At 45.9% G+C, this 26,434-nt stretch carries 25 protein-coding genes; 16 read left to right on the forward strand and 9 right to left on the reverse strand.

All coding sequences use genetic code 11. The features are described 5' to 3' along the window. The first annotated feature begins 6 nt into the window (after positions 1–6). Positions 7–1,461, forward strand: coding sequence for an aldehyde dehydrogenase family protein (locus tag PMI05_RS03665; protein WP_007717347.1), 1,455 nt, complete (start codon positions 7–9; stop codon positions 1,459–1,461). Positions 1,462–1,532: 71 nt separating this feature from the next. Here PMI05_RS03665 and PMI05_RS31580 read toward each other — a convergent pair whose 3' ends face one another. Both PMI05_RS31580 and PMI05_RS03670 read right to left on the reverse strand, forming a co-directional pair. Continuing rightward, positions 1,533–1,667 carry an EYxxD motif small membrane protein gene (locus PMI05_RS31580; protein ID WP_007717348.1) on the reverse strand — a complete coding sequence of 45 codons (135 nt, stop codon included), beginning with the start codon at positions 1,665–1,667 and terminating at the stop codon, positions 1,533–1,535. Positions 1,668–1,685: 18 nt separating this feature from the next. Then, positions 1,686–2,225: a DUF2892 domain-containing protein gene (locus tag PMI05_RS03670; protein WP_007717349.1), complete on the reverse strand. Its 540-nt coding sequence runs from the start codon at positions 2,223–2,225 to the stop codon at positions 1,686–1,688. Between the two features lie 193 nt (positions 2,226–2,418). Between PMI05_RS03670 and PMI05_RS03675 the strand changes: the two genes are divergently transcribed. The 7 genes from PMI05_RS03675 (at position 2,419) to PMI05_RS03705 (ending at position 11,107) form a co-directional block, all read left to right on the forward strand. Continuing rightward, positions 2,419–4,176, forward strand: coding sequence for an adenine deaminase C-terminal domain-containing protein (locus PMI05_RS03675; protein WP_039960181.1), 1,758 nt, complete (start codon positions 2,419–2,421; stop codon positions 4,174–4,176). A gap of 216 nt (positions 4,177–4,392) precedes the next feature. After that, complete coding sequence (locus tag PMI05_RS03680; protein ID WP_007717351.1) at positions 4,393–5,628, forward strand: branched-chain amino acid ABC transporter substrate-binding protein; 1,236 nt, start codon at positions 4,393–4,395, stop codon at positions 5,626–5,628. 157 nt (positions 5,629–5,785) lie between these two features. After that, entirely contained in the window at positions 5,786–6,736 is a 951-nt protein-coding gene (locus PMI05_RS03685) for a branched-chain amino acid ABC transporter permease (protein WP_039960186.1), read from the forward strand. 13 nt (positions 6,737–6,749) lie between these two features. Continuing rightward, positions 6,750–8,033, forward strand: a complete 1,284-nt coding sequence (locus PMI05_RS03690) for a branched-chain amino acid ABC transporter permease (RefSeq protein WP_007717353.1) — start codon at positions 6,750–6,752, stop codon at positions 8,031–8,033. A 21-nt stretch (positions 8,034–8,054) separates the two neighbouring features. After that, positions 8,055–8,831, forward strand: a complete 777-nt coding sequence (locus tag PMI05_RS03695; RefSeq protein ID WP_007717354.1) for an ABC transporter ATP-binding protein — start codon at positions 8,055–8,057, stop codon at positions 8,829–8,831. A 14-nt stretch (positions 8,832–8,845) separates the two neighbouring features. After that, complete coding sequence (locus PMI05_RS03700) at positions 8,846–9,553, forward strand: ABC transporter ATP-binding protein (RefSeq protein ID WP_007717358.1); 708 nt, start codon at positions 8,846–8,848, stop codon at positions 9,551–9,553. An 81-nt stretch (positions 9,554–9,634) separates the two neighbouring features. Then, positions 9,635–11,107, forward strand: a complete 1,473-nt coding sequence (locus tag PMI05_RS03705) for a PLP-dependent aminotransferase family protein (RefSeq protein WP_007717360.1) — start codon at positions 9,635–9,637, stop codon at positions 11,105–11,107. Between the two features lie 35 nt (positions 11,108–11,142). On the opposite strand, the gene PMI05_RS03710 is transcribed toward PMI05_RS03705, so the two are convergent. Further along, positions 11,143–11,682, reverse strand: coding sequence for a hypothetical protein (locus PMI05_RS03710; protein WP_007717363.1), 540 nt, complete (start codon positions 11,680–11,682; stop codon positions 11,143–11,145). A gap of 496 nt (positions 11,683–12,178) precedes the next feature. Between PMI05_RS03710 and PMI05_RS03715 the strand changes: the two genes are divergently transcribed. Together PMI05_RS03715 and PMI05_RS03720 are read left to right on the forward strand one after the other, a co-directional pair. After that, positions 12,179–12,715: a hypothetical protein gene (locus PMI05_RS03715; protein WP_007717365.1), complete on the forward strand. Its 537-nt coding sequence runs from the start codon at positions 12,179–12,181 to the stop codon at positions 12,713–12,715. 211 nt (positions 12,716–12,926) lie between these two features. Further along, positions 12,927–13,559: a hypothetical protein gene (locus tag PMI05_RS03720; RefSeq protein ID WP_007717367.1), complete on the forward strand. Its 633-nt coding sequence runs from the start codon at positions 12,927–12,929 to the stop codon at positions 13,557–13,559. 165 nt (positions 13,560–13,724) lie between these two features. On the opposite strand, the gene PMI05_RS03725 is transcribed toward PMI05_RS03720, so the two are convergent. Then, positions 13,725–14,378, reverse strand: a complete 654-nt coding sequence (locus PMI05_RS03725; RefSeq protein WP_007717368.1) for a hypothetical protein — start codon at positions 14,376–14,378, stop codon at positions 13,725–13,727. A 268-nt stretch (positions 14,379–14,646) separates the two neighbouring features. Between PMI05_RS03725 and PMI05_RS03730 the strand changes: the two genes are divergently transcribed. Beyond that, positions 14,647–17,268, forward strand: coding sequence for a S8 family serine peptidase (locus PMI05_RS03730; RefSeq protein WP_007717371.1), 2,622 nt, complete (start codon positions 14,647–14,649; stop codon positions 17,266–17,268). A gap of 385 nt (positions 17,269–17,653) precedes the next feature. On the opposite strand, the gene PMI05_RS03735 is transcribed toward PMI05_RS03730, so the two are convergent. Continuing rightward, positions 17,654–18,415, reverse strand: coding sequence for an IclR family transcriptional regulator (locus PMI05_RS03735; protein ID WP_007717373.1), 762 nt, complete (start codon positions 18,413–18,415; stop codon positions 17,654–17,656). 228 nt (positions 18,416–18,643) lie between these two features. On the opposite strand from PMI05_RS03735, the gene PMI05_RS03740 reads away from it, so the two are divergent. The 5 genes from PMI05_RS03740 to PMI05_RS03760 are packed head-to-tail and all read left to right on the forward strand — an operon-like array spanning position 18,644 to position 23,651. Further along, positions 18,644–19,756, forward strand: coding sequence for an ABC transporter substrate-binding protein (locus tag PMI05_RS03740; RefSeq protein WP_007717375.1), 1,113 nt, complete (start codon positions 18,644–18,646; stop codon positions 19,754–19,756). 8 nt (positions 19,757–19,764) lie between these two features. Then, entirely contained in the window at positions 19,765–20,859 is a 1,095-nt protein-coding gene (locus PMI05_RS03745; protein ID WP_007717378.1) for an ABC transporter ATP-binding protein, read from the forward strand. Between the two features lie 3 nt (positions 20,860–20,862). Continuing rightward, positions 20,863–21,705 carry an ABC transporter permease gene (locus PMI05_RS03750; protein WP_007717381.1) on the forward strand — a complete coding sequence of 281 codons (843 nt, stop codon included), beginning with the start codon at positions 20,863–20,865 and terminating at the stop codon, positions 21,703–21,705. Further along, entirely contained in the window at positions 21,702–22,502 is an 801-nt protein-coding gene (locus PMI05_RS03755) for an ABC transporter permease (protein WP_007717384.1), read from the forward strand. The genes PMI05_RS03750 and PMI05_RS03755 overlap by 4 nt, the downstream gene beginning before the upstream one ends. A 12-nt stretch (positions 22,503–22,514) precedes the next feature. Beyond that, positions 22,515–23,651 carry a M20 family metallopeptidase gene (locus PMI05_RS03760; protein WP_007717386.1) on the forward strand — a complete coding sequence of 379 codons (1,137 nt, stop codon included), beginning with the start codon at positions 22,515–22,517 and terminating at the stop codon, positions 23,649–23,651. A gap of 87 nt (positions 23,652–23,738) precedes the next feature. On the opposite strand, the gene PMI05_RS03765 is transcribed toward PMI05_RS03760, so the two are convergent. The 4 genes from PMI05_RS03765 to PMI05_RS03780 form a co-directional block, all read right to left on the reverse strand. After that, on the reverse strand, positions 23,739–24,299 hold the full coding sequence (locus PMI05_RS03765) for a hypothetical protein (protein WP_007717388.1): 561 nt from the start codon (positions 24,297–24,299) through the stop codon (positions 23,739–23,741). Positions 24,300–24,395: 96 nt separating this feature from the next. Further along, the gene (locus PMI05_RS03770) at positions 24,396–25,097 is read right to left on the reverse strand and encodes a hypothetical protein (RefSeq protein WP_007717390.1); all 702 of its coding nucleotides are present in this window, start codon (positions 25,095–25,097) and stop codon (positions 24,396–24,398) included. A 223-nt stretch (positions 25,098–25,320) separates the two neighbouring features. Beyond that, positions 25,321–25,617 (reverse strand): hypothetical protein, encoded by a 297-nt coding sequence (locus tag PMI05_RS03775; RefSeq protein WP_007717392.1) that lies wholly within the window; start codon positions 25,615–25,617, stop codon positions 25,321–25,323. 196 nt (positions 25,618–25,813) lie between these two features. After that, positions 25,814–26,167 (reverse strand): hypothetical protein, encoded by a 354-nt coding sequence (locus PMI05_RS03780; protein ID WP_007717394.1) that lies wholly within the window; start codon positions 26,165–26,167, stop codon positions 25,814–25,816. Positions 26,168–26,434 lie beyond the last annotated feature (267 nt).

The raw sequence follows: 26,434 nt of genomic DNA on the forward strand, positions 1-26,434 counted from the left end.
CAAGAGATGGCAGATAAATTCTCCATGCAGTATATCAACGGGGGTTGGCGCGAAGGCTCGAGTGATCACGTGTATGAAAATGTAAACCCTTACAATGGTGAAGTGGTAGCTCGTATGAAGCTGGCGAATCGAAACGACATTGATGAAGCATACCAAGCCGCGAAGGAAGCGCAGAAAATATGGGCACAGGCTCCGGCAGACGAGAAGAAGCAAGTGTTGCGCTGTGCAGCCCAGCTCATGCAGGAAAGAAAAGATGAATATATTGGAATCATGGTGAAGGAGACCGGAAGTTCGTTCGTGAAAGCGATGTCCGAATTCATGGTTTCTGTTGGGAATATCATGACAGCAATTGAGTATGCGGATCGCATGTATGAGCCGCAAATTTTCCCTGGTGCAATCCCTGGCAAGGAAAATCACGTTTACCGTCACCCAATAGGTGTGATTGGACTGATTACACCGTTCAATTTCCCACTTATGTCTGCGATGCGCGTAATCGCTCCGGCAATTGCTGTTGGTGACGCGGTTGTTCTCAAGCCGGATTCTGGCACATACATGTCAGGCGGTCCTTTTCTTGCTGATATTTTTGAACAAGCAGGGCTTCCAAAAGGTGTTCTGAATGTAGTGGGGTATGATATTGCGGAAGTGGGAGATTACTTGATCGAACACCCGGTTCCTCGGATCATCTCCTTTACCGGATCTACTGCTGTTGGACGTCATATCGGGGCATTGTGCGGTCAAAATTTGAAGCGGGTTTCTCTTGAGCTGGGCGGTAACAATCCGTTTGTCGTATTGGAAGATGCCGACCTGGATGCCGCGATTAACGCAGCCGTATTCGGAAAATTTTTCAACGTTGGACAAGTATGCGTGGGAACGAATCGCATGTTCGTTCACCGCAAGCATTACGACGAGTTTGTTCGCCGTTTCGCGGAACACGCGGGGCAACTGCCATACGGCGATCCAATCGATCCAAAGGTGATCATCGGGCCACTCATCAACGAACGACAAATGCAGAAGGTCCTCCGTATTGCGGAAGACGCAAAGAAAGATGGTGCACGCGTTGTTTTGGAAGGTCAGCGAATCGGTAATGTTTTGACGCCGTTTGTTTTTGCAGATGTGAAGCAAGATTCCCGACTGGCCCAAACCGAAATTTTTGGACCAATCGCAACGATTATTCCATTTGAATCGGATGAAGAAGTGCTGGAGTGGGCTAACAATACGGAGTACGGCTTGTCTGGCGCCGTGTTTACGGAGGATTTGGAGAAAGGCATTGCATTTGCACGTGCTGTTGAAAGCGGTATGGCGCATGTAAATGATGCAACTGCTAACATGGATATGAACGCTCCATTTGGTGGTGAGAAAAGCTCCGGCATTGGCCGTTACGGGGGCGAAATCGGTTTGGAAGAATTCACGACAGTCAAATGGGTGTCGGTGCAAACGGAACCACGCAAATTTCCTTTCTAATATGCTTTGTGAAAAGCCCGTTACATTTTCATCGAATGTAACGGGCTTTTCGTCTTCCTGTCTATTATTGGCTATTGGCGATATCTTCCTTTTCTTCTCGACGTTCGAAAGAAGTAATATCCCATCACGCCGATGACGCCAATGATCGTGGCAATAACAAAGAAGTTATGGGACATCCATTCATACATCTGGGAGCCGACAAGCATATGCAGTGCCTCCTCTCCTTATGTGTACGTGGGGTATCGATTGCTGCTGCTGTTATTTTCTTGGGAGCGAAAAGAAATGATCTCCCTTGCGGCCTTTTCGAGAACTTTATCCTCGGGGGTAAGCTTCGCATTTTGCTGATTGTTGATTGGTTGTTTCACCTGGTTCGCTGATAATTGTGGGCTTGCAGAATACTGTATGTTTGCCTTATTCGTTGTCGCTGATGTGTTGCTCGCATCATCTTGGCTGTTGTTCGAGTCTTTGATGGGCGCAATATTCATGGAGCGCGTAAACTGATTGACCGCCATCTGCACCCCTTTTTTCTTGAGCTGATCCATCATGCCCTGCATGCCATTCCCTTTTGTCGTATTGATGCCTATCGCAGCGTACATCGGACAAAAGCGCGTAGCTCCTTCCGCTACTTTCATTGCTGAAAAAGCCATGAGCAGCCATGGTGCATTGTATGGGCGGCGGCTCATTCTTCCGATGCCGTATGCCAAGCCTAACAGACCGCCAGTCATGCGAATCATCGCGTCAGTTCTACCTACGTTTTTATGCATGAGAGTTGTCCTCCTGTCGGAATTACTTCTATTCGATAGTCTGCGATGAAGGTCGACAAGACACCCGTGGGAATTGTTACTACCATTACCAAGCTTGCAGGGGAATGAATGATGGGCAGCGAAGCTGTAGAGAGCGATGAACGGTCGTTCATTTTGGAAAAACATCGGGAGACCAGCAAGGAGAGAAAAAATGATGCGCGTACGAGCCATATCTGATCGTGATTACTTGAACATGATTCGCGTGAGCAGACGTCAGGCACCGGCAAGCCTTTGGATAAAAGGCGCAAGCGTTCTGAATGTGTACACAAAAGAATGGCAAGAGCATCACGTCGTAGTGGCAGGAGAACGTATTGCTTATGTAGGCGAAAAAGAGCCGTTGGTCGATGATCAGACCGTGATCATGGAGGCGGCTGGGCAGTATCTCGTGCCGGGTTACATCGAGCCACACGCGCATCCGTTTCAATGGTACAACCCTTACACGTTGGCTGACTTTGCTCTACAAACGGGAACGACTGGAATGGTGTCAGACTCACTGATGCTCATGCATCTTCCTTTTTCGCAAAGGGCAGCGATCATGGATTCTCTGGCAGCACATCCGGTGAAGCAATTTTTCTGGGGCAGACTCGATCCGCAGACAGGGAAAGCTCATCCGTCGTTCACTAAGGAAAATTTGGCGCGAATGCTGGAACATCCACGTGTGATCCAGGGTGGGGAGTTGACGAATTGGGGCGGTGTTTTACAAGAGGATGAGACGCTGCTATTTGGTTTGAAGCATACGCGGGACTTGGGCAAAAGGATGGAGGGGCATCATCCGGGAGCTTCTTACGAGACCTTGAACATTGCCGCAGCAGCTGGCGTAACTGCTTGTCATGAGGCCATCCATGCAGAAGATTTGCTGTCGCGCATCCGTTTAGGTATGTATGCGACACTGCGCCATTCCTCCATTCGCCCTGATCTGCCGGAGCTGGTGAAGGGATGGCTTGCGCTGGGGGTGCCGTGGTCATCACGGATGATGCTGACATCAGATGGAAGTACGCCGCCGATGCATCGTGACGGGTTCATGAATAGTACGATCCGCGTGGCCATCGAAGCGGGAATGCCGCCAGAGGAAGCGTATGTCATGGCGACGCTGAACCCGGCTGTCTATTACGGGCTGGACGCGGAGATCGGAGGAATTGCGCCGGGCCGAATCGCGGATATGCTGTTGTTGCCTGCAATAGATCAGCCGACACCCTCCATCGTGATTGCAAATGGACAACGGGTGGCAGAAAAGGGAACCTTGCTCGTCCCAACCGTTCAGCCACAATGGGACGAAGCTTCGGTACGTTTGGCAGATCCATTGAAAAAGCAGGCACATCCTGATTGGTTCCGCCTACGACCAGATGAAGATGGAAAGGCCCCTGTGTTACAGATGCTGAATGCCGTTATCACCCGTTTGTCGCTAGAGGACATGCCCGTTGATCAGGATGGCTATGTATCTTTGCACCACGATCCCCAGTTAGCGCTGATCGCCACCATCGATGCGACTGGCGGCAAGCGAACATTGGCAGTGCTTCGTGGCTTCGGTGAGCAGCTTGAAGGGCTGGCCAGCACCTATTCTGCGTCTGGCGATTGGATCGTAATCGGACGCGATCCCCAAGCGATGGCGCAAGCACTGGAGCGTATTCGGGAAATAAAGGGCGGGGTCGTCCTGATCGATGAAGGAAAAATCATCTGTGAATGCCCATTGCCTCTTGCTGGAAAATTCACGTCTGCGCCGATGGAGGAAGTGATCAGCATGGGTGAAAATTTGGTAAATCAACTCCGTTCCAAAGGCCATGTTCATCTCGATCCGATTTATTCGATTCTGTTTTTTACCGCTACCCACTTGCCGTATGCGCGTCTAACGGCAACTGGCATTGTCGACATTAAGAGTGGGCAAATCGTCGTTCCCGCACTCCCTCTACCTTGAGGGGGTGTTTATTTTTGTTTGTAAATAAATGATATATGAATATAAAATATATTTTACTTCTTGTAAATTATCAGATTTATTTTAAAATAAAAACAACCAAGCCTCATCTATCTTTATCCCCGAAGAGTTATCGTTTTTGAAAGTCGCAACCTGGCTAGCAAGGTAGATGGACTAGGTAACAAGAACAAAGAATGATAAAAGGGGGATTCATTCTGAATGAAAAAGCGTTCTTATGTCGGGGTTTTATCTGCGGTATTGGCTGCGAGTATGGCATTAACAGGTTGCGCAGGAAACAGTAATTCAAGCGGCGGAAGTAACGCAAGCGGGGGGCAAAGTCAGCCAGCTCCAGGCAACAGCGGTGGCGGAACAACCGAGGGAGGCCTCATCAAGATTGCCACACAATCCCCACTGTCTGGGAGCAATTCCGCTGTTGGAGATGCGATTAAGACAGGCGCAGGTTACGCTCTCGAAAAGCGTAAGGAAGAGTTTAAAGCACTTGGCTTTGATCTCCAGCTTTTCCCTCAGGATGATCAAGGCGACCCGAAAATCGGGGTATCCAATGCGGAGATGCTTATCTCTGATCCCGATGTGTACGGTGTAGTTGGGCACTATAACACAGGTGTTGCCATTCCATCGTCTGTGAAGTACGAGGAAGGCAAGCTGGTCATGGTATCCCCAGCAAACACAGGGGTGAAGCTCACGGAGGAAGGCAAGAAAACCGTTCATCGAATCTGTGCTCGCGATGACGCGCAAGGGCCAAAGGCTGCTCTTTATGCAAAAAATACACTTGGTGTAAAAACGGCCTATATTATCCATGATAAGACAGCATACGGCCAAGGTCTGAGCGATCAAGTGAAGATGCAATTCGAAAAGGACGGGGTCCAAATCCTTGGCTTCGAGGGCATTACTCAGGGTGAAAAGGACTACAGCGCGGTACTTAACCAGGTAACGGTGAAAAACCCGGACATTATCTTTTTCGGCGGTCTTTATCCAGAAGGTGGAATTATGATCAAGCAAGCTCGTGAAAAAGGATTTAAGGGTTATTTTATGGGTGGCGACGGCTTGGATTCTTCTGATATGATAAAAATAGCCGGTGATGCTGTCGAAGGTGTAGTCTTTACGTCAGTAGCAGGGGACGTAACGCAAACCGAAGAGGGCAAGAAATGGGCTGAAGAGTACAAAAAAGTCACAAACAAGCCTCTGGAAACTTATTCCGTCTACGGTTTCGACTCCATGAACGTCATCCTCAATGGTGTCTTGGAAGCAACCAAAGCGAACGGAGGCAAAAAACCAACCCGAGAGCAAGTCCTCGATGCAGTCCACAAAACCAAAGATTTTCAGGGTCAATTCACCAAGGTTACCTTTGATGAAAAAGGTGACAACACAAATGCGGATGTATTCATTTACAAGTTTGACAAGGACAAATCCATTTTCGTAGGCAAGGCCGAGTAATCACACCACACAACGCGCACACACTCCCATGCCTCATATCAGGATAGGGGGCTGCACGCCGGTGTTGGCCCCTTTTCCACGAGAAAACAAGTCCAGTCAGCGGAATGAATGCAGAAAATTTGTACAAGTTTACAAGAGAAATGAGGGATGGGAAAGCATGATCAACATTTTGCCTCAGGTGTTGGTTGACGGATTGACACTTGGATTTATGTACGCAGTCGTGGCTTTAGGATACACAATGGTTTACGGGATTTTGGAAATTATCAACTTTGCCCATGGAGACATTTTCATGGTCGGAGCCTTTATCGGTACAGAGGTATTATTGATCTCTGATGCGCTAGGGGCACTTGAAGGTATGAATCCATTTGTCGCACTTTTCATAACACTCATAATTGCCATGGTATTAACTGGTGCTTTGGGGGTAGGAATTGAGAGAATTGCCTATCGACCATTGCGCGGAGCACCTCGTCTTGTGCCGTTGATTTCAGCGATTGGCGTTTCGTTTTTGCTGCAGGACCTCGTACGTTTTACAGAAGCACTAGCTCGTAATGAGTTTTATCTGAACAGTCCCGCTCTATTTACAGGTTCGATTCCATTAGGAAGTATTGCTACGATTCCAACAAAAGGATTGATCGTAATTGTAATTGCGATCGTCATGATGATTGCGTTGACGTTGTTTGTGAATAAAACAAAGTGGGGAATCGCCATGCGCGCCGTCGCACAAGACCAGAGTACGGCTTCGCTGATGACCATAAATGTAAACAAAGTAATCATGCTTACGTTTTTGATTGGATCCAGTCTGGGTGGCGCGACAGGAGTTCTGTTTGCACAAAACTACGGGACGATCGATCCGTATATCGGTTTTATCCTCGGTTTAAAAGCATTTACAGCTGCCGTACTCGGCGGGATTGGGAACCTGCGTGGTGCGATGATCGGTGGCGTACTCCTCGGTCTTCTGGAATCCCTGTCCGGTGCCTTTATGGGGCCGTTGACCAACGGAGCCTTTGGTGCAGAGTACAAAGACGTGTTTACGTTCAGTATTTTAATTCTCGTGCTTCTCTTCAAGCCGGAAGGACTGTTTGGCGAAGCTGTAAAAGAGAAAGTGTAGGTGAAATAAATAAATGGCAAATCTCGCTTGGAAATCGTTCAAAGGCATTCCGCTCGTATTCACGTTGATCTGGATTGTAGCTTTTTCTGCCGCGTTGTACCTCATGGATAAATCGGTCATCGCGTTTCTCGGCATTCTTTCTTCCATTGTGCTTGTCTATTACACCAATACCTCCAAGTCGATCAAAATGGCGATTGGCGCTATCGTGCTCCTCCTGATCATTCCGTTGGTAGCCGGTGAAAACCGTTACTACATGGAGGTAGCTTCACAGGTAGGCATCTACGTAGCGATGGCTTTGGGCTTGAATATCGTAGTAGGCTTTGCTGGTTTGCTTGACTTGGGTTACGTCGCATTTTTTGCTGCTGGAGCTTATGCGTACGCGATTTTCTCAACCTCGCAAGCGAATGAGTTTATTGCAGGGAATCTGTTCCCGCTCTCCGGTGAGTGGTTTTGGCCATTTCTCATAGTCGGATTAATTGTGGCTGCTGTTTTCGGAATATTGCTAGGATTGCCAGTTCTCAGAGTAAAAGGGGATTACCTCGCGATTGTGACTTTGGGCTTCGGTGAAATTATTCGCATTGTTTTCAACAACCTGGACAAGCCCATCAACATCACCAACGGTCCGCAGGGAATCACGCCGATTCCGTCTCCTGAGCTGTTTGGGATCAAGATGGGGACGCCGTTTTACTTTTACTTCATCGTGTTGTTTGTGATTGCCTTTATCGTTTTGGCGAATATACGCTTTGAGCATTCCCGTTTGGGGCGTGCATGGATTGCGGTACGTGAGGATGAGCTGGCTGCCCAGTCCATGGGGATTTCCCTGTTGAATACCAAGCTGGCTGCATTTGCATTGGGTGCTTCCTTCGCTGGTGTCGTGGGTGTTATCTTTGCGGCCAAGCAGACGTTTATCGATCCGACCTCCTTTACGCTGATGGAATCGATCGGGATCTTGGTCATGGTCATTCTGGGTGGTAGTGGCAGCATTCCAGGCGTTGTGCTTGGTGCCGCTTTTGTCACGATCTTGCAGGTACAGCTGTTAAAAGAATTCTCCAACTTCCTGCACGGTTTACAAAATTCGGGGCTCATCAGTTTACCCAACCAGTTGGACCCATCCAAGTTCCAGCGACTCATTTTCGGAATCATGCTCATTCTCGTAGCCTTGTATCGCCCTAACGGATTGATTCCGGCCAAACGGAAGAAAAACGATCTCGATGCGATCAAAAATAGCGAGTTTGGCAAAGAAAAGCTGGGGATTCTCGGCAGACTGTCCCAATTGACTTCTGGAAAACAGTCATAGCGGACGAGGAGGGAAATGAGCATGGCATTGTTAGAGGCAAAAAATTTAACGAAGCGCTTTGGTGGCTTGGTAGCCAATCAAGACGTCTCGATTGACATTGAAAAAGGAAGCATTACGGCGGTCATCGGTCCGAATGGGGCCGGAAAAACGACTTTTTTCAATATGATTACTGGATTTTACGAGCCAGACGAGGGAGAAATCCTGCTGAATGGCAAAAGCATCAAGAAGCTTCGTCCTGATCAGATCGCGAGTCGGGGTATCACCCGTACCTTTCAAAACATTCGTCTGTTCAAAGAAATGACGGCATTGGAAAATGTCATGGTGGGTGTGCATAGCCGCTTATCGGCTGGAATTCTCGGAATCTTGTTCAACTCCAAACGTGTACGCCAGGAGGAAGAGCGGACGCGAGTCGAGGCTTATCAGCTCATGGAGTATGTCGGAATCGCGCATATTGCCAATGAAGCGGCAGGGAGTCTGCCTTACGGGTTGCAACGACGATTGGAAATCGCCCGGGCGATGGCGACCAATCCGCAAATTATTTTGCTCGATGAACCAGCGGCAGGGATGAACCCTCGTGAGACGGTTGAGATGACAGATTTTATTCGTCGGCTGAAAAAAGAGCTCGATTTGACGATTATTTTGATTGAGCATGATATGAAGCTGGTCATGGGACTTAGCGAATACATTCACGTGCTGGATTACGGGAGAAAAATTGCAGAAGGAACACCCGAACAAATCCGCAACAACCCTAACGTCATTGAGGCCTATCTCGGAAAAAGTGCGTCGGACGTGTCGTAGAAGGAGGAAAATCGATGGCATTGCTTGAGCTGACTAACGTTCATACGTATTACGGCGGCATCCACGCATTAAAAGGATTGAGCATAACGGTAAACGAAGGCGAAGTGGTGACGCTGATTGGTTCCAACGGGGCAGGTAAATCGACCACGTTGAAAACGATTTGTGCGCAGACCCGTGCCAAAGAAGGAAAAGTCATCTTTAATGGCAAAGACATTACACAGATGCGTACACATGATATTGCCTTAGCAGGAATCGCCCACGTTCCGGAAGGCCGCCGCATTTTTCCCAAATTGACCGTACGCGAGAATTTGGAGATGGGTGCCTTCAGTGTATCCGATAAAAAGGTGATTGAAGAAGGAATCGAGCGTGCCTTTGCTTACTTTCCACGACTGAAGGAACGGGTTAGTCAAAAAGGTGGCACGATGTCCGGTGGCGAGCAGCAAATGCTGGCGATTGCTCGTGGACTGATGATGAAGCCAAAAATTCTCATGCTCGATGAACCGTCGATGGGATTGGCGCCGATTCTGGTGGAGCAGATTTTTGACATCGTTACGGAGCTAAACAAGGAAGGCATGACGATTCTCTTGGTCGAGCAAAATGCGAATCAGGCGCTGTCTGTCGCGCATCGCGGTTATGTGATTCAGACAGGCGAAATTATTTTGCAAGACGACGCCCAGACATTATTGATGAATCCGCAGGTAAGAGAGGCGTATTTGGCGTAATATTGGTGTAATAGAAACGTGAGTACCGATGGGGATTTTGTCTCCGTCGGTTTTTCATTTGGTCAGTGAGGAGGAGGTAGCTTGCTAGATATTAGTCCCCGCTTTGTTGAAGGGAGCGAGCCTCTCTATCTACAGCTTTATCGCTATTTTTGTACAGAAATCCAAGGGAGGCGCTTGATCTCCGGGACGCGTCTGCCTTCTGTTCGGGCGTTGAGCGGATTTTTGCAAGTGAGTAAAACGACTGTCGAGAGCGCCTACCACCAGCTCATGGCAGAAGGCTACATCGAGAGTCGGGAGCGCAGCGGATTTTATGTGGTCGATGTGGACTGGGATGGGCCAGTGCCTGTACCCGCAGGGGAAGGGCAGCAACCAATTAAACCGGCTCACGTCCAAACGCCTCCACCTACGCCCTCACTAGTCCCGGTCCAATATGATTTTCACCAAGCACGCGTAGATGCCGAGCATTTTCCTTTTGACCGTTGGCGCAAGTACACCAACCAATGCATGCAGGAAGAAAACAAGCATGTGCTCTACTACGGCGACCAACAAGGCGAGCCGCAGCTGCGGGAGGAGCTCGCACGCTATCTCGGACGAGCTCGGGGTGTACAAGCTACGCCGGAACAAATTGTGATCGGTGCGGGGACGCAGGTGATGATCAGCTTATTGGGATTCTTATTCGGAACACGAGGACAGGCTGTTGCGATGGAAGAGCCGGGCTATAACGGTGTTCGTGCCGTGTTTTCCCATTTGGGCTATGATGTGCGCCCGATCAGGCTGGAAGAGGATGGAATCGATTTGGAAGTGCTTGGTGAGAGTGGAGCCAAGCTGGTTTATATCACCCCGTCTCATCAGGACCCGTCTGGAATTGTCATGCCGTATGCCAAACGGCTGAAGCTGCTAAACTGGGCGAATCAGACAGGGAGTTACATCATGGAGGATGACTACGATGGTGAGTTTCGCTATCATGGCAAGCCGATTCCTTCCCTTCAAGGGCTGGATACGCAGGGACGCGTCATTTATTTGGGGACGTTCTCCAAGGCTTTGCTGCCGTCGATTCGGATAAGCTATATGGTTTTGCCCCAAGCGTTATTGGCGGTGTTTCAAGAAAAATTGGCGGATTTTGATCAGTCGGCATCACGTATTCATCAGGAGACGCTGGCCTTGTTCATGAAAAATGGCGACTGGGAGCGGCATATTCGCAAGATGCGGACGCTTTACCGCAAAAAGCATGGGGCGTTGCTTCAATGCTTGCAGGAACAGCTAGGGGCGTATATCCGGATCAAAGGTCAGGATGCCGGGCTGTCCGTGACGGTAGAAGTGAAAAGTGAGAGCACTCCGCAACAGTTGACGCAAATTGCGGCTGCATCAGGCGTACGTGTCTATCCAACTGTACATAAATGGGTTCATCCGCAGGAAAATGGACTGCCGGCTTTTCAGTTCGGATTCGGGGGGCAGACCATCGAGGAGATTGAGGGTGGCATTCGTTTACTAAAACGTGCATGGGAGCCTTATTTGCAAGTGGAATGGGAAAATAAAAACCCAATCCAAAAATGAAAAGCAGCATCCCAAAAAGGGAGTGCTGCTAATAATTAGGGGACGTACTGTTCTGTAACTTTTGTGATGATTCCATTCGTTACTTCAATGTGGAATGGTATCTGATAAGGAATCCCCTTGGAAAGCACAAACTTTTTAAAAGTATCGGCGTTTACTGATTCATTCCAATGGAAATTCCCATCTTTTTGTGTAGAGTTGGTTTGAAGAGTAAACGAAGCCTTTGGAGAAATTTCAAACGATCTAATTTTAGGACTGCTATTACGAATGTAATATGGCATTGGATAGTCCTCTTTTTCTAATGGATGATCTTGACGATAAGCTTTTACTGCTGCCTCACCGAAAAACCATTGAATATAGTCAAGCAAGACGAATAGTTTTCCATTTTTCACTTGTAACGTTTTCACATATGCCATTGATTTTTCAAGGGTATTTCCTTGTTTATCCTTGCTACTTGTTGGAACAATTACTTGGGGAGGAACAGGTGCGACCGGTTCTTGGGGTGAAACTGCATGAGCGTCGGTGACAAGCAAAGCACAGAATAACAAAGAAGAAAGCAGCAAATATGTTTTTCTCATAGGGTGTCATTTCCTTTCTGTTTACACGTAATACGATTGACAATTAGTAGGACGAAAAACTAACGAGACCGTTACTCCTCAAGATGAAAAATTTAACATGATAGTTCGGAGTGGAGCATCAGTTCTACAGAATTAGTTTTCTAAGTGTGACAGATATTCTTCTTCTTCTTAAAATAAGTGTCTCAAGATGGCGTGGCTTGTCTCGGTAACGGGTTTGAAAACAAAGGCCACCCAGGTGCTCATGGGCTGCAGATAGCAGTTCCTATAGCCGAGCTGAATTAACTCTAGATTGAGTCGAGTTGTCTCTTCGAAACTTGCGTAGAAATGCAAAATGCTTGGTCATAGTAATTACCTCCTTCCGCACTTAACCGTAGCTGAAGGAGAGTGGGACAAAAAAATAAGCCCCCAATTGGGAGCCCGTATATACGTTTGCCTAAACTAATTAAATCATGGGCTTACCGCGAGGGAAAATTGGAAAGATGAGCGCACAATAGACTTGTTCATCAATGCTGAAAACAAAGAGAAAGCACATGAGCTATTAAAAGCCTACCCGTCGATGAAAGCTGCCGTGGAGATTTTCACTGTTGAGAAGTACTTCCCCGAGCAGTACGACTTCACGGAGATAGATATTGCGAACATAGAGGGCAATGGAACTAGAGGGGATATTGATGGTCGCGGTACTCTACGTAACGTTGTATGCAACAAAATCATTCCCAGGGAAGAAAGCCCGTTGATGATCCTCAACTACGAGCAAAAATGCTTGGCAATTGAAAGAGCAGTGGGAGCACTTCATATAGAAGGAAGCAAGATCATCAGAAGGTGCTTTTTCGAACAAATAAGGGACAAGCATATCTATGAGTTCGAGTTGCGTTTACCAAAGAGTACTTACGACTTTCAAAAACCGTGCGATAGGTACGGTAAAGTTTATTCTGAAGGCGGTCACTGTAATATAGAGCCGTCTTTTCTATTTAATAAAAAATCGCAACTACTAATATTATCCATACGTAGTAATAGAAAAGGGGATAATTGGTGATAAGGTTATTAAATAGGGTTAGTAGTATTAATGTTTAGGGATAAGGAACTGATGCAAAACGTAGTAACCTTTAAGTAGGTTACATTGTTAATAGGAATTCTTTCGTTGTCAAGCACCATGGTGGATTGCAATTGCAACAACACAAAGCCCGAAATGTAGGCATATAGTCGATATAAAAATGCGCGAAGAAAAATGAGGATAGGAGAACATTATGACGATTACAAAAAAGGCAGAAAACTTTTATCAAGAAGTAGTCCTACGTCTGAAGGCGCCTGAAAATATCACTATGCTTTTAGTTTTGTTAATTGTATGTAAGTTATTTTTCCCGATACATTTTGGCAAGCTTATTACAATATTAAAGAACAATATACCACATCTGGCTTTTGCCATTGAGATGTTATTGATTTTTACAATCATACTTTCAGTAATGTCTTTGCTTTCAGCAATATTAATACTTTGTTATAAACCTATAGTAAACAAAAAGTATTTCCAAATCTCAGACACTGAGATAGCTCTTCTTTATATTGGTGATTACTATAAACTAAATTATGGAGCTCAACGCAAACTATTAGAAATTCTAACCTGGTTTTGTATCTTTGCAGGTTATCTTTATATCCTTGAAGAGAGTAGAGCCATTTATTTTGTAAATCTTTTTGCGGAAATGATTATAAATAGTCAAGGCATATTATTTAGATTAGCTGAGTCGGTTCTTATAGCTATATATGGTGTGGGTATTATTTTGGCGTTAGTGAATCTATTTAAAAATATGGTATATCATTTTTTCTACCCCAGATATGAAAAGTATGATGTTCAGCGAAATGTTGAAAAAAACGATGCTGCATAGTATTTTATCAGTGGGCATTTTGGGGGCAAAATTTGAGCTTCTTATGTACCAATATTGGGCGCCAACCATGCTATTATGGGAACATGAAAAATAGGTAATATGAAAGCAACTGTTGATTGAAAGGACTTTTCTTTGGTAAAACTCATTCATTACCGTCTGAGCGAACTAGGCGGTATTCTTTTTTGCCTGTTCTATGAGTTCTTTCTTTCTCTTTTTTAATAAGAGTAGACAATCCGCTATAATTTTTAATCCAGTGGACGTTAAGATATAGGGAAAGGATACTAATTGCAGCAGAACGATGACCATTTTCCTTGTATCTTCAAGATTATTCGAATCAATTCGAACAATCTTGTATAACATTGAAAAATCGCTAATAAAATTTGTGAAAATTACGGACAATGAGAGAAAAACCACAAAAATTAGTCTAATAATATCAAAAGATATTTTTGCGTTTTCAAGAAAGATTTGGTTTCTATCGAATTTAATCTTGATGGCAAAAATCAATGATGAGACGATAGCAATTCCTAATACAATGATGTAAAGGTCATATCCGGTCTCAGAAAGCAAGAAAGCAGTAATCCAAAAACTAATCGAAAGAGGAAAGAATAAGAAAGTTACAAAGGTCATAAAAAGAATATTGCAATTTTTTGCTATTTCCTGTGGTTTGATAAAATACACAATTGGTGCCATAAAAATAGCAAGCAGCACTGTTGGGAATATTTGTGTACTACCCTTAAAATATGTCAGTATTAGGGCGACAAAAAGTATAACTGTCCATATATGGGGCAAATATTTATAAATTAGTTTTAATTCTTTCATGTAATTGAACCTCCTTCAGTCACACTATTCTACAGTTGGGGAATAATTCCTTTTGCAAAACACTCAAAAGGATTAGTTTACTAGGCTTACAGTTAGTTACAAAAGTTTACACTACAGGCGATTTCAGCGAGCGAACAGGACTCTTTGATAAAATGGAGACAAGCAAATAAGGAATAAGCCACTCGGGACGCCGGGTGGCTTTTCTGTTTGCATTCTGGTCAAAATCTTCTAACGGATCAGATAAAACACAGATCGAAGGAGAGATAGTATGAGTAAAAAAGAACTGCGGAACAGAGAGTGTTCTAAAAAGATTGCCCAGCGTTATATCGTTAACTTTATCGACGGGGTTAGTGAGAAAGAGCAAAATAAGATCGTTAAGCAATTTGGTGGTAAAGTACTAAAAAAATTCCGTACACCAGCCTTTGATCGTTTTGCTGTAGTTCATATTGATGATGCAGGGGTTGATCAACTACTAACTCATAAACTTGTTGAGAGTATAGACCAAGACATCGAGGCAAAAAGTCCATCTAGTAACGAAGTAGAAACGTGGGGACATGCAACAGCTCAAGCATTTAACTTTTGGAATGCTGGATACACTGGTGCTGGAGTAAAAGTGGCAATTATTGACAGTGGAGTAACTCCCCACCCAGATCTACCGACGCCTCTTAGTACATGGAATGTGGTAACCGATTCTACTGATGCAACGGATGTAAATCCAACTGATTTTGGTCATGGTACTTGTAGTGCTGGTGTAATTGCAGCTCGCAATAATGGCGCTTATGTAAAAGGTATTGCCTATGACTCTGACATTCACGTTATTAACTGTTACTACCAAAAAGATGGAGACACTCAAGCTTCATATACAAATCTTTCTCATACAGTCGAAGCACTCCAACATGCTGCGACTTTGGATGTTGACGTTGTACTTTGTAATGTACAATTAGACTATGGAGGGGCTTCTCTGCAAGCTGCCTGTGATGTACTAGAGGCGAAAGGTATTCCCGTCTTAGCTGCTGCAGGTAACTATGCAGATACAAATGGAGACGTTACCAAGGACACAGTAAGATACCCTGGACGATACGAGAAGGTTGTTGCTGTAGGAGCTGTTGCTAGAAGCTCCAGAGCTCCTTATTTAAGTCGAGCAGACTATTCAGGTACTGGACCCTATTTGGATATCGCAAGCTTTACAAATCAGGTAACGACTAGTAAGTCTGGAGGGTATAACTCCTCTTATGGCGGAACGTCGTGTGCTGCTCCATTTGCTACAGGTGTAATGGCGTTGCTCAAACAGGCATATCCGAACCACACTGCCCAGCAACTGAGGGATAAATTATATGAAGGCGCCACTCCTTTTGGGACAAAGAATGAGTATGGTGTTGGTCTGATTGGCCTTCCGGCATCACTTCTTCCATCAAATTCTCTTGCTTATCCTCTTTTATCATCATCGACAACGGAAGATTTCTCTGATTCGAACTTTAATTTTAATATCACAGGTGATTTTGTTCTCGGAACAGACGGTAGTCGAACAGTTTTAAGAACTCCGGCATATTTCAATACAGGCACAGGTATTAGTCGGTTCACCTTTCAACTCCCAGCAAATGCAGTGAATCCTCAGATTAGTATTGTTCAAAGGGCCGATTGTAGATGGACTGATGTTATGTTAGTGACGGTGAACGGAATGGCTTTAACCTACGCTTCCGATATTGAGTCCAACTATGAAACTAATACTCTCTCGTTACAGCCAGGCGGAAAGTATCTTGTAGAACTTCGGTGGGATAAGTATAAATCCTATTCGGCCGGTTTAGATGCGGTATTTATCGACAGCATTTCTGTTAATTTCACTACTAGTGGAAGTGGCGGAGGAACTCCTGGAGATTCTTTCACCAATCCTATTGTGGTTTCCGGAACGAATGCAAACGGAATCTTGCAGGATACAAAAGATCTATACTTCAAATACACTGTACCAAATACAGGAAGTTACAATTTCACAACATCAGCATCGTTTGATTCTTACATGCAACTACTCGATAGTTCCCAAAACATCTTGGCCCAAGATGACGACAGCGCAGGCAGTTCACAACCGAAAATCACATATACTCTCTCCGCTGGTCAAGTGGTATATTTGAAAGTTTACGGATATAACCATGGAGCAGGTAAAAATGGTCCAATTACGCTAAATATTATACCTGCGTCTGTAGGGTCTGTCCCAGGTACGCCCAGCGTATCAGTTGGATCACCTACTACTTCTAGCCTGACACTTAATATGTCTGCTACAGGTGCGATTAGTTTTAATGTATACCGTAGCACATCACCATCTGGGACGTACTCTCTAGTTGCATCTGGTGTAACCTCTCCTTATACAAATACCGGGCTAACTTCTAATACAGCGTATTACTATAAGGTTGCTGGTGTAAATAGTTTTGGTATAGGACCGCAATCGGCATATGCTTACGGTACGACAAATGCTAGTGGGGGAGTAACACCAACTACTATTGTAGAGGACTTTACTGATGGTAGTTTTGATACACGATTAAACCTATCACTTGGTGGATGGGAATATGATTCTTCTGTAGGATCTATTTCAGCAATTGTTGCTGATTCCACTGGCTCAAAAAGTGTAACACTAAATGTAGATATCCCATCTGGAACTACCTCAAGAACTTTGAAACTTGACCATAAAGGAATGCTTTTTGGAGGTAGTAGTGGCGTTTATCATACTCAAGTTTTCGTTAATGGAATTTTGAAACACACATTTACTGAATCAGACGTCCAATGGAGAACACAAACAATAAATCTTGGCACGGGTAACCAGGCTATCGAAATTCGAGCTTCTTCTACTTCGAGTACTTGGGTTACGGGAATCGATAATATCGTTGTCAGTTGGAGGTAATTAAACGATTCTTGAGTTTTATAAAATATCTAATATTTTTATTTCTGAGCCCAATTAATCTTGGGCTCTTTTTCTATTTACATAACATAACTATGGTGGTGATGTAGTGGCAAGAGCAAGAGACCTGAACCGAGAGTAAGGCTTTAGAGTTAATGAAGCGGGATTTGCCGCTATCGGTTTGATTTCGCACGGAATCGTGGGCTGGCCGATTCTCGTCTCGACGCTATGGTCTGGCATTGAACAGCGAGGAGATGCGCAGGAGTCCGCTGTGCGTCGGGAGCTTTCATCTACAGCGGGTGCTGGGTGAGTCAGCATAAAGAGAAGCCTCCTGTCATCAGAGCAGACTGATGAACAGGAGGTTTTTTCATGGCAACTTAAGCTATTTTCAAGACATTCGATACCCTAACTGAGCTGACATCGCACGTACCGTCGCTAGCGTTTCTTGTAAAATCTCTTCTTGTTTCAGCATCACGCGGTCGGAGGGACCGATAACACTGACGGATGCAGTTACGTGTCCAGTTGAATCAAAAATCGGGGCAGCGATTCCGGTCACGCCTGTATTGCGTCGATTCGAGCTAATTTCATAGCCCCGCTCGCGGATGGTCGCCAAGTCCTCTTTGATTTGCTCGATCGACGTGTACGAATGAGGCGTGTAGCTTTTCAGCGGGTGTTCCTGCAAAATTTCATCTTGAAATTCCTCCGGCTGATAGGCGAGCAAAACCCTGGCGGCGGAGGTAGAGTAAAGAGGAAAACGCCGAAAGGATTCTACGGTAAACCGAACAGGATGAAGCGAATCCTCTTTGGCTACATAAATCGCGTCCTTGGAATCTTGTACACATAAGACTGCCAATTCGTTTGTCCGTGAGACAAGCTGGTCCAGAAACGGTTTGGAAAAATCAACGATATCGTGATTCGTGAGCACCTTAGTGCCCAGCTCCAAAAGCGTGTAACCAAGCGTATACTGCTTGGTTTTTTCATTTTGGCGGATAAAGCCTTCAGACTCCAGCGTGGACAGGAGCTTGTGGACAGCTCCCTTGGACAGCTGGAGCTTTTTGCTGAGCTCCGTTACTCCGAGTTCCTTTGGCGAATCGAGAAATATTTTTAACAGCCGACAGCCATTTCGAACAGAAGACAATACTTGGTCCATAAAAACGTCTCCTTTAACGTACAGTAGCCCCTCTAAAAGAAGAGTCTCGATTGAAGTAATTTTACCATTAGAAAGAATGCTGACAAGCCTGTAATTGGGGCAATGATGCTTCTAGTACGACTACCTTGAATAGTCAGTATCTTTATGCTAGTATAACATTATCGTTCTCTAATAGGAAACATCGTTCTCTATTCGTGAACAAAATAGACAATCGGGGGTCGAACTTACATGAAGAAAAAGGCATTATCCGTCTTGTCCATTTTTGCTTTGACTGGTTCCTTGCTGGCTGGATGTGGCTCCTCTACGCCGCAAACATCTGCACCGGCTGCTGGCAACAATAGCGGCACCGAAGCACAAGCTCAGCTGGAAGACACTCTGGTAGTAGCAGGAAACGGCGCGACCGTTGAAAAGATGATGAAGGATGAAGTCTTCAAGAAGTTTAACGAGAAGTATCCGAATGTAAAGCTGACCTATGTTTCCGGGGTTTCTACCGACATCGTAGCGAAGGTTAAGGCACAGAAAAATGCTCCGCAAATCGACTTGACTATCGTTGAGGGCGGCGAGCAAGAAAAAGGTCGTCAAGAAGGCCTATGGGAAGCCGTATCCGCAACAGATATTCCGAACATGAAAAACGTACCGGAAGATTTGCGTGTGACGGAGGATAGCGGTGTAGTCGTAAACTTCACGCCGATGGGGATTTCCTACAATGCGGACCTGGTAAAAGAAAAAGGCTTGCCTGTACCGAAGTCTTGGAATGACCTGGCTAAGCCTGAAGTGAAAGGCTACATCACGATGACAGACGTAGCGAGCAACTTCGGACGCTCTGCGATGATCATGCTGGCGTACGCAAATGGCGGGACCGAGAAAAATATGGAACAGGGCTTCAAACAAATGGAAACGATTGCAGGATACATGCCGACCTTTGCGAAGAGTGCAGCACAGCTCCAGCAAAATCTGCAAAACAAGAGCGCAGCGTACACCACTTGGACAATGGCGCGCAGCTTGACACAAAAAGAAGCAGGCGTACCATTGGAGTTCGTTTTCCCTGAAGAGGGCGGAAACATCGTACCGAACGTAGCTACGCTGGTAAAAGGTTCGAAGAGTCCAAAAGCGGCAAAAGCATTCGTCGATTTCCTTTTGACAGATGAAATTCAAACGATGTACGCAACGAAGCTGTACTACAATCCGGCAACATCTGTGAAGCTGCCAGACGATGTAGCGAAAACATTGGAATTCGATCGTACAAAGGTTGTTAACTTCGACTATAGCGTAGTGAGCAAGGAAACATCTGCTTGGCTGGATCGCTTTAATAAAGAAATCGCACCTAAAACAGGAAAGTAGGTATTCACGTGACCAAGGTGATTGACGTTGAACTGCGCGGCATCATGAAAAAATTTCAAAGCAATGTCGTGGTTCAAAACTTCAACCTGCAGGTGGAGCAAGGCGAATTCATCTCGTTTCTCGGCCCATCTGGTTGCGGTAAGACCACGACCTTGAATATGATTGCCGGTTTTTTGGACTCGGATGGCGGAGACCTCTTGATCAAGGGACAGCGAATGAATGGCGTGCCTCCGTACAAAAGGGAACTGGGAATGGTGTTCCAGACGTACTCGCTGTTCCCTCATATGACTGTGGCGGAAAACATCGCCTACGGCTTGAAATTACGCAAAGTGAACAAGCAAGAAATGCAAGAGCGTGTGAATCGTGTACTTGGGCTGGTCAAGCTGCCAAACGTAGCAGACCGCTACCCGAATCAGCTATCTGGCGGACAACGTCAGCGGATTGCAATTGCACGGGCGCTTGTTATTGAGCCGTCACTCCTGCTTTTGGATGAGCCGCTCAGTAACTTGGATGCCAAACTTCGTGAAGAGCTGCGCGATGAGTTAAAGCGCTTACATCACGAAATCGGCGTTACGACTATTTTCGTTACACATGACCAAGAAGAGGCGCTAGCGCTCTCTGATCGCATCGTGGTCATGAATCACGGATTCGTGGAGCAGATCGGTACACCGCTGGAGATTTACAATCAGCCCGCATCTGAATTCGTACATACCTTCATTGGTAAGACGAACCGTTTGGAAGGGGAAGTCATCGGAATTGACGGGGATGTACTCACGTTGCGTACGACTGGTGGAATGCTCGTGAAGGCGGCGAAGCAACAGCGAACAGTGGCACTCCATGAAAAAGTGATCATTTTTATCCGACCAGAGAAAATCAAGCTGACCGATACAGCAGTCAGTGAGGAAGCGAATCGGGTAAAAGGACAGTTGCAGCTTGCCTCCTTCCTGGGCTCGTACACAGAATGTGAGGTCAAGGTCGGGGAGCATACGCTTTCGGTAAAAGTCCAAATGACCGATAGTTCGGTGGACCGCCAAGAAGGTCAAACGGTTTACTGTCAATGGAACGCGGACGACGTACTGGTCATGCCCGCAGGAAGGGGATGACGAATGAGTAAGCGTCTCTCGGTTACGTTGTTGACAGCACCTGCGATGATTTTGCTGCTTGGAGTATTCATCATCCCGATGATGATGATGCTTTTGCTTAGCTTTCAGGATGAGAATCAGGCATTCTCTTTGCACAATTATTTATTGTTTGTACAAGATCCGTACTACTTGGAGATTCTGTGGCGGACGATTCGTGTGAGTCTCTGGACCGTACTGGCGAGCCTTTTGCTTGGATTCCCTGTAGCGATGTACATGGCGCAGGCTACAGGGAAAATGCGTGGAATCGTCACGATGCTAATCCTGGCCCCTCACCTCATCAGTGTTGTGATTCGCAACTTCGGTTGGGTAGTGGTTTTGGGTGAAAAAGGTTGGATCAATGAAACGTTGATCAGTCTGGGGTTGATCGATCAACCATTACGGTTGTTGTACAACGAGCTGGGTATTGTGATCGGTCTGACGGATTCCTTTATTGCGTACATGGTTTTGGCGATTGCAACCAGCTTGTATGCCATCGATCCGTCCCTGAATAAGGCGGCGTCGATTTTGGGGGCTTCCCGCGCACGTACGTTTTTCAGTGTGACTTTGCCCTTGTGCTTACCGGGGATTATTGCCGGTACGACACTGGTGTTCAGCTTGTCGATGAGCGCCTTTGTAACACCTGCTTTGATGGGGGGAACGTCCGTGAAGGTCATGCCTGTCATCGCCTATGAGCAAATCATGGCGACACTGAACTGGCCTTTGGGTGCGGCACTTGCCTTCCTGCTTCTGGGCAGCACGATCCTATTGGTGACTTTGTATACGAAGCTGATTGAAACCAAGCGGTATAAAGAGGTGTTTGCGTCATGAAAAAAATAAACGTACTCGGACTCATCACGTTCTTTGTGCTTGTTTTGGTCAATCTGCCGTTTCTGGTCATTATCCCGAGCTCCTTTACCGCAGCAGGATATCTCGGGTTTCCGCCGGAAGGGTTTTCGTTGCAGTGGTATGAAATGATTTTGGATCGACCGGAGTTCATCGATTCGCTGTGGTTTAGTCTTAAGCTAGCTACGGTTACAGCAATTTTGGCGACTCTCATAGGGACATTGGCTGCATTCGCGCTGTCCAAATACAAGTTTCGTGGGAGCGGCATCATCAACGCACTGATGCTTTCACCGCTAACCGTTCCTTCGCTCATTATCGGGATTTCCGCGCTGCTGTTTTTCACGCGAATTGGTATCGCAGGGACGTTTACGGGGCTTTTGCTGGCGCACATGCTGATCTCGATTCCGTATGTCGTAAGGCTGGTGCTCACAGGGCTTAGCTCGTTCGATTATACGTTGGAAAAAGCGGGATACATGCTGGGGGCCCATCCGTTTCGGGTGTTCTGGGATATTACGTTGCCACTGTTGCGTCCGGCCATCGTGTCGGGGATGATCTTTTCGTTCTTGACGTCGTTTGACAATGTGACGGTTTCCTTATTCTTGGTGGCACCGGATACGACGACGCTGCCACTCGCGATTTTCACCTATATGCAGGAAACACTTGACCCGTTGGTGGCTTCGATTTCCTCGGTGGTCATCCTGTTGAGTCTGGTGTTCATCGTCTTGTTGGAAAAAGTGTACGGACTAGAGCGCCTGTTCGGACTCAATTCACAATCTCACTAAGGAAGAGGCACTATGTCAATCCATACTTATGTACAAGAGAATATGTCCCACTATCTCCAGCTACTCGAAGAGGCAGTCAACATGGACTCGCCTTCTCGTGACAAACAGCTGGGCGACCGCATGGCGGGTTGGTTCGCCCTGCAGTTTCAACGGCTGACAGGGGGAGTAGCAGAGCTGATCCCGAATAAGACGTATGGCGATCAGGTGCGTTGTACGCTGGGCAACGGGGAAAAGCAAATCCTCATCATCGGTCACTACGATACCGTATGGCTAGAAGGAGAGGCGGCTCGCCGACCATTTGCGATCCGGGATAAGAAAGCGTACGGGCCGGGCGTATACGATATGAAAGCGGGCGTTTTGCAAGCAATGTTTGCGATGCGGGCATTGGTGAAGCTGGATCGCCTGCCTGCAGATAAAAAAATCGTGCTCCTATTAAACAGTGATGAAGAGATCGGCAGCCCGACTTCTCGTCGATTGGTAGAAGAAGAAGCCGCGCGTTCGGTGGCGAGCTTTGTGTTGGAGCCGCCAACCGAACCGAGCGGCGCACTTAAAACATGGCGGAAGGGAAGCGCCTATTTTACCGTGGCAGTCAGCGGTATTTCCTCACACGCTGGCGTCGATCATCAAAAAGGTGTCTCTGCTATTGAAGAACTGGCGAGACAGGTGCAATTTCTGCATGCCTTGACCGATTACGAGAAAGGAACGACCGTCAATGTGGGCGTCATCAAGGGCGGGATTGGTTCCAATGTCGTAGCGGATTCGGCAGAAGCTGAAGTAGACGTGAGATTTATCTCGATGGAAGAGGCATTACGCATTGAGAAGGTAATGAGCGAACTCACGCCAGTGCTCGCCGGTACAAATATCAGCGTAAAGGGAGGCATTCGCCGACCGCCGATGGAGCGAACCGAAGAGACAGGCAAATTATTTTCCCTTGCACAATCGATTAGCATCAATGAACTAGGGATGGCTTTGGAAGAGTCGGGTACAGGTGGAGTCAGCGATGGCAACTTTGCTGCTGCTTGTGGAGTCCCGACGCTGGATGGACTTGGTGTAAAGGGTGGCTACGCCCACTCGCCGGATGAATGGATCGAACTGGGAGAAATATCGACGCGTGCTACCTTGTTGGCGCGGCTGATAGAGGAAGTATAGAGAGAGTATAGAGAAAAAGAAGAAGCACCTGCCTGATGCGTGTGATGTTGCATCATGGTAGGTGCTTTTCCTGTACGACAAATACGCTTACTTATCTTTATTAATAACAGCGCTCTCAATATCATTTATCAAGCCAGCAATTCTTTTATATTGGCGCGCATAATTCGGCTGATACTTTAACATCGTTGCATAGTATGCTTTTGCCCCGTCGAGTAAAGCGGAAAGAAACTCCCTTTTCGGTAAATTTGCCTGTGCGATAAGAGTGTTGTCGTTCGTATATCTAATAGAAAATTGCACCAAATTCGAATCGAGAGTTTCCAAAACAAACTCAATTGGATCAATTCCATACTGTTCTACCGCAGACCCGTGTTGAACATATTCATTCATCAGGTGAATATATGAGTACCAGAGTTCTACACCGCAAAAGCCAAAGGATACAACATTTAATTCATTGAACGATATGGTGACACAGTATTCATTATAGTCTTCTTCAATATTATGCTTGAAATTGTCCATCTGGAATGAATCTTGGATATTGATATAACAGTCATCTGGGTATAGAGCAATTACTTTATGCATGTGCATATCAGGAAATTTTGTGACGAGTTCCTTATGTGGTCTAAGCAAATATGTATTGATCTTAAACATAAGCATACTCCTCTTAGAAAAATTTTTCCTTGCGTAAAACCAAACATCCCGCCTCACTTTTTACAGTGAAGCCGGATGTTTGCCAACATATGCTTCTTAATCGTACTCTACCATGTTCCAGCCGTCAGGATAAAGCGTAATTACTTTTCCATCTTCGATAACCAAGGTATATTCTTCGCCCAACCAACTTCCATACACAGTTGCACGCTTCCCATTTTTCAAAGCTTTTTCAATTTTATCGTCATTGTTACTTTGAAAAGAAAGTATCGTAATCATATTTTCAATATCTTCAATACCGATGTTTGGTTCAAACATGCTGTTCTTTTTACCAAAATCGATACCGTAATAGTATTTAGGGTGATGTTTACCCAAAATATGCTCCAAACCCCATTTAGATGTACCAAATTTCAATTCAAAAACTTCACTTCCAACTTGATACTCCATTAGTGTTGTGCTTGATCTCGAGCTTTTTAAACCGTAATGATCTTCAATGGCATTTTCTACATAAGCCTCAGAAACTCTTTCATAAGTTTTGTATCCCTTCCAAGCGACTACCCCAGCCCTAATAATGATACCGATGACTGGAACAACAGCAGCTTCTTCTTTTATTTCATGTTTTGCGTTGCCTTGTTCTTCAGAAGTTAGCTGTTTTACTTGATTTTGTTTATTATCTTGAGCATGTTGAATAACCACATCCTGTGATTTAGCAATTTGAGCAGAAGCATACGTTGAAGGAATCACAGCTGTTGAGAGTAGTAAGGCAGATAAAATTGTGAAAAAACTCTTTTTAAGCGTCATTTTTTTCCTCCTAGGTGCACCTAGGGGTATATTACACTTAATTTGAAGGCATATAAGCATTTAGTGATGTCAATTTTGTTACAAAATTGCCTTTATTAGGAAAATTATTGTTTTCAATTAGGCAATAGTAGATGAAGATGATATAGAGACAAGAGAAAAAGACACCTGTCTGTTGCATGTGATGTTGCGTCGGACAGGTGCTTTTGTGTGAGGAAGAAAGAGGTTATTGTTTCGAGGATGTATTTAGCTTTTTCACAAAGCTATTAAGGTAGTTCGCTCCGCGGCTGGTGAGGATACCAGCCAGCACGGCAGAAACGTAGTAGCCGCTGCCCTCAAGACCAAAGGGGTTGACTTGAAAAGCGAGGGAGAGCGAAATGCCAATGAGGATAGAGAGGATGTAAGTGGAGCGATCTTTTAGTACGGGGAAGGCATTTTTAAAAATTTCGGTTACGGCTTCGATCAAGATCGCCATAAAAGTAAGCAGACTCAGGCTGTGAATGAACTGGTCAATATCAATCAAAGGTTGTTCCTCCTTTTGTTTTTAAAGCGGGGCGTGGTTCGGGGAGTCAGAGGCGATCAAGGCTGAAAGACAAACATCCAGCCGTCATTCATTTGGAAGGGAGCTAATTCGCGAGGCGAGATTTCGCCCCAAGGAAGGTAGGTGTCACCTTCGTAGATGACGCCTTGTGGAGGAGGTACGGCTGGATCGGCAACATCTAGGAAATCCTCGCTTGCATGTACGTTTTGAGCTCGGTCTCCAGCTCTTTTACACGAAACTCCAGCTGTTGTCTCTCTACTACCAGCGTCGTGTATTTATCTCGCCACTCCTGTACGATGGTTTCAAGCTCCATGCAACGGTTGCGCCAAACATGGAGTTCTTCCCGGAGCTTGTCCATTTCCTGACGCAGCTCCTGGCGAATTTGCTGGTTTTCTTGTGAGATTTGCTGCCTGTCTGTAATCATCAACTCTTTCTTGTTGTTGTGGCGAGCAGCCAGATACGTGACGATTGCCGTCAGCACACTGGATACTACCAAAGGGAGAGTGGAAGAGTTGAGTAGTGTTTGGATCATCCGTTTGTTCACCTGCTTTCTCTTGTGAGGTCTATATATAGAGTAGACAGTTTGGGGAAATTCTCACGGTGTTTTAGGTGGTTGTACTTTACCACAACTCAATGCATCAAATTCATCGGAGTAGGTGCTGGAGACGGTACTTATGCGTATTTCAAGTTCCTCTATTCGATTTACAAGGGTAGGATCAGTCGCTGCAATTGGCACTACTTTCACCTGTTCCAACGAAAAGTTCATGGGTATCGGTTGTAAAAAGAGACTTCCCCGCTG

This window comes from Brevibacillus sp. BC25, from assembly GCF_000282075.1.
Taxonomy (GTDB): Bacteria; Bacillota; Bacilli; order Brevibacillales; family Brevibacillaceae; genus Brevibacillus.

Coding starts and splice junctions, on each gene's coding strand:
- PMI05_RS03665 (WP_007717347.1), top strand. CDS start 7: ATGGCAGATAAATTCTCCATGCAGTATATCAACGGGGGTTGGCGCGAA.
- PMI05_RS31580 (WP_007717348.1), bottom strand. CDS start 1,667: ATGCTTGTCGGCTCCCAGATGTATGAATGGATGTCCCATAACTTCTTT.
- PMI05_RS03670 (WP_007717349.1), bottom strand. CDS start 2,225: ATGCATAAAAACGTAGGTAGAACTGACGCGATGATTCGCATGACTGGC.
- PMI05_RS03675 (WP_039960181.1), top strand. CDS start 2,419: ATGCGCGTACGAGCCATATCTGATCGTGATTACTTGAACATGATTCGC.
- PMI05_RS03680 (WP_007717351.1), top strand. CDS start 4,393: ATGAAAAAGCGTTCTTATGTCGGGGTTTTATCTGCGGTATTGGCTGCG.
- PMI05_RS03685 (WP_039960186.1), top strand. CDS start 5,786: ATGATCAACATTTTGCCTCAGGTGTTGGTTGACGGATTGACACTTGGA.
- PMI05_RS03690 (WP_007717353.1), top strand. CDS start 6,750: ATGGCAAATCTCGCTTGGAAATCGTTCAAAGGCATTCCGCTCGTATTC.
- PMI05_RS03695 (WP_007717354.1), top strand. CDS start 8,055: ATGGCATTGTTAGAGGCAAAAAATTTAACGAAGCGCTTTGGTGGCTTG.
- PMI05_RS03700 (WP_007717358.1), top strand. CDS start 8,846: ATGGCATTGCTTGAGCTGACTAACGTTCATACGTATTACGGCGGCATC.
- PMI05_RS03710 (WP_007717363.1), bottom strand. CDS start 11,682: ATGAGAAAAACATATTTGCTGCTTTCTTCTTTGTTATTCTGTGCTTTG.
- PMI05_RS03720 (WP_007717367.1), top strand. CDS start 12,927: ATGACGATTACAAAAAAGGCAGAAAACTTTTATCAAGAAGTAGTCCTA.
- PMI05_RS03725 (WP_007717368.1), bottom strand. CDS start 14,378: ATGAAAGAATTAAAACTAATTTATAAATATTTGCCCCATATATGGACA.
- PMI05_RS03730 (WP_007717371.1), top strand. CDS start 14,647: ATGAGTAAAAAAGAACTGCGGAACAGAGAGTGTTCTAAAAAGATTGCC.
- PMI05_RS03735 (WP_007717373.1), bottom strand. CDS start 18,415: ATGGACCAAGTATTGTCTTCTGTTCGAAATGGCTGTCGGCTGTTAAAA.
- PMI05_RS03740 (WP_007717375.1), top strand. CDS start 18,644: ATGAAGAAAAAGGCATTATCCGTCTTGTCCATTTTTGCTTTGACTGGT.
- PMI05_RS03750 (WP_007717381.1), top strand. CDS start 20,863: ATGAGTAAGCGTCTCTCGGTTACGTTGTTGACAGCACCTGCGATGATT.
- PMI05_RS03755 (WP_007717384.1), top strand. CDS start 21,702: ATGAAAAAAATAAACGTACTCGGACTCATCACGTTCTTTGTGCTTGTT.
- PMI05_RS03760 (WP_007717386.1), top strand. CDS start 22,515: ATGTCAATCCATACTTATGTACAAGAGAATATGTCCCACTATCTCCAG.
- PMI05_RS03765 (WP_007717388.1), bottom strand. CDS start 24,299: ATGTTTAAGATCAATACATATTTGCTTAGACCACATAAGGAACTCGTC.
- PMI05_RS03770 (WP_007717390.1), bottom strand. CDS start 25,097: ATGACGCTTAAAAAGAGTTTTTTCACAATTTTATCTGCCTTACTACTC.
- PMI05_RS03780 (WP_007717394.1), bottom strand. CDS start 26,167: ATGATCCAAACACTACTCAACTCTTCCACTCTCCCTTTGGTAGTATCC.